Consider the following 2,956-nt stretch of genomic DNA (forward strand, 5'->3'; position numbering starts at 1 on the left):
TATCTTCGAGTGCCCACACAGATTGTCTGATAAATTGTTAAAGAGCAGTTGCGACGCGCTTTAGCGCTCTGTCGCGAGGTGGCGTATATTACGCTTTCCTCTTTCAGAGTCAACCCTCATTTTCAGGATTTTTCTCTTCAACCGGACCGGCTGTTTGTGTGAAGTGATTCACATCCGCCGTGTCGATGGAGGCGCATTATAGGGAGTTTCCCTCAGCCCGCAACCCTTAAATGACAGAAAAATGACTGACTGCTGCAATCCCCAGCAAAAGCCCGCCTTATACCCATTTACACACAGAGTTATCCACAAAGCCGTCAATATTTCCTGCATCACATCCCGGAAAAAGAAGAAACCAACCTTGAATTCTCTTTTCTATATAGAAAGAAAATAACGGATGCCCGTTTTCTACTACATATATAAGAAGGGATGGCGGCGGGAGCGCCCGGATCCCCTACTACCTTTGAATTACGTACCTCATCAGGCGATAATACCCGTACAAATAGTGATTCCAGGACTGCGATGAGACACCCTCTGCAACGAACTGCTATACGCAAACGCCCGATGAAACTCGGCACAACCGTGATCCTCATGGTCAGTGCTGTCCTCTTCTCTGTGCTGCTCGTCGTTCATTTGATTTACTTCTCGCAAATCAGCAACACGACACGTGATGCATTAGCAGACAAAGCACTTGCGGTAGCGCGAACGTTGGCAAACTCTCCTGAAATCCGCGAGGGGCTCAAGAAAAAGCCTGAGGACAGTGGTATCCAGGCAATTGCTCAGGCGGTAAATAAGCGCAACGATTTTTTATTCATCGTTGTCACGGATATGAAAAGCATTCGTTATTCACACCCTGAAGCACAACGTATCGGCCAACCGTTTAAAGGTGACGACATCCTGTTGGCGTTACAGGGCAAAGAGAACGTTGCCATTAATCGCGGCTTTCTGGCTAAAGCGCTACGCGTTTTCACTCCCATTTATGACGAACATCACCAGCAGATTGGTGTTGTGTCGATTGGTCTCGAGTTAAGCAGGGTCACCGAACAGATCAATAACAGCCGCGGCAGTATCTTTTGGTCCATCTTATTTGGCGTTCTGGTTGGGTTACTCGGTACCTGGGTATTGGTGAAGGTTCTCAAACGCATTCTGTTTGGTCTGGAGCCTTATGAAATATCCAACCTGTTCGAACAGCGCCAGGCGATGCTGCACTCTATAAAGGAGGGGGTCATTGCCGTTGATGATAGTGGTGAAGTCACACTGATAAACCAGGCCGCTCAGGAGCTGCTGGATTACCGTAAGTCGCAAGATGATGCCCAGCTCTCCACACTCAGCCATGCGTGGTCTCAAGTCGTTGATCTTTCGCAGGTGCTACGTGATGGAACGCCACGCCGTGATGAGGAGATCACGGTGAAGGACCGACTGCTTTTAATCAACACCGTTCCCGTACTGAGCAATGGCAAAATCATCGGGGCAATTTCAACGTTCAGAGACAAGACAGAAGTCCGTAAACTCATGCAACGTCTGGATGGTATGGTCAACTATGCCGATGCACTTCGTGAACGATCCCACGAATTCATGAACAAGTTACACGTGATTCTGGGATTATTGCACCTGAAAAGTTATAAGCAGTTGGAAAATTACATCATTAAGACGGCCAACAATTATCAGGAAGAGATTGGCTCACTGTTAGGCAAAATAAAATCACCGGTGATCGCTGGCTTTTTACTCAGTAAGATTAATCGCACATCTGATTTAGGTCATAGCCTGATCATTAGTAATGAAAGCCAGTTGCCGGAAAACAGTAATGAAGATCAGGTGGCGGTGTTGATCACCGTACTGGGTAATTTGATTGAGAACGCCCTGGAGGCGCTAGGTCAAGAACCGGGGGGAGAGATCAGCGTATCCTTACATTATCGACACGGCTGGTTGCATTGCGAAGTGAATGACGATGGTCCGGGGATCGCCCCCGAACACATCGACCACATCTTTGAGAAGGGCGTCTCGTCAAAAGGAACCGAGCGAGGCGTCGGTTTAGCACTTGTGAAACAGCAGGTTGAAAACGTTGGCGGCAATATTTCCGTCGAATCCGAACCTGGGGTCTTCACCCAATTTTTTGTACAGTTACCGTGGAATGGTGAGAGGGCCAGCAGATGATCAATGTCTTAATTGTCGATGACGATGCAATGGTAGCGGAGTTAAACCGCCGTTATGTCGCGCAGCTGTCTGGTTTTCATTGCTGCGGAACGGCCTCAACTCTCGAAAAAGCCAAAGAGATCATCTTTCATGGCGAACATCATATTGACCTGATTCTACTGGATATTTATATGCAGAAAGAAAACGGTCTGGACCTGTTACCCATTCTGCACAGCGAAGGCTGTAAATGTGATGTCATCGTCATCTCCTCCGCCGCCGATGCAACAACCATCAAAGACTCACTCCACTACGGTGTCGTTGACTATCTGATCAAACCGTTTCAGGCCTCACGCTTTGAAGAAGCCTTAACCAACTGGCTCCAAAAGAAAACGGATATGGAGAAGCACCAGTACTATGAACAGTCAGAGCTTGACCAACTGATTCATGGTAGCTCTTCCAGCGAGCAGGAAACGCGGCGCTTACCCAAGGGGTTGACACCACAAACGTTACGCACGCTGTGCCAGTGGATTGATGAGCACCAGGACCAAGAGTTCTCCACAGATGAGTTGGCTAACGAGGTTAATATCTCCCGGGTCTCATGCCGCAAATACCTTATCTGGCTCGTCAATTGCCATATCTTATTTACCAGCATCCACTATGGTGTTACTGGCCGACCGGTTTACCGCTACCGCGTTCAGGCAGAGCATTACTCATTACTTAAGCAATACTGCCAATAAAACTCTCCCAGGGATTATTCGTTATATAAAAGTAACAATTATTAAAATAATGAAAAATCCCTTTTCATCCCGCTAAAACAGATAAATAG

2 protein-coding genes are annotated in these 2,956 nt (G+C 47.5%); both read left to right on the top strand.

Going from position 1 to position 2,956, the window contains the following annotated elements; genetic code table 11:
- Nucleotides 1-519: 519 nt before the first annotated feature.
- Entirely contained in the window at nucleotides 520-2,151 is a 1,632-nt protein-coding gene (locus tag NNO08_RS22745) for a sensor histidine kinase (protein ID WP_271442868.1), read from the top strand.
- The gene (gene dcuR, locus NNO08_RS22750; protein WP_005132485.1) at nucleotides 2,148-2,867 is read left to right on the top strand and encodes a two-component system response regulator DcuR; all 720 of its coding nucleotides are present in this window, start codon (nucleotides 2,148-2,150) and stop codon (nucleotides 2,865-2,867) included. The genes NNO08_RS22745 and dcuR overlap by 4 nt, the downstream gene beginning before the upstream one ends.
- Nucleotides 2,868-2,956 lie beyond the last annotated feature (89 nt).

The sequence above is a fragment of the Citrobacter sp. Igbk 17 genome (assembly GCF_028069775.1).
In the GTDB taxonomy this organism is placed as follows: domain Bacteria; phylum Pseudomonadota; class Gammaproteobacteria; order Enterobacterales; family Enterobacteriaceae; genus Citrobacter.

What these genes read in the sequence shown, in the direction of transcription:
- NNO08_RS22745 (WP_271442868.1), top strand. Translation starts at nt 520, where the DNA reads ATGAGACACCCTCTGCAACGAACTGCTATACGCAAACGCCCGATGAAA.
- dcuR (WP_005132485.1), top strand. Translation starts at nt 2,148, where the DNA reads ATGATCAATGTCTTAATTGTCGATGACGATGCAATGGTAGCGGAGTTA.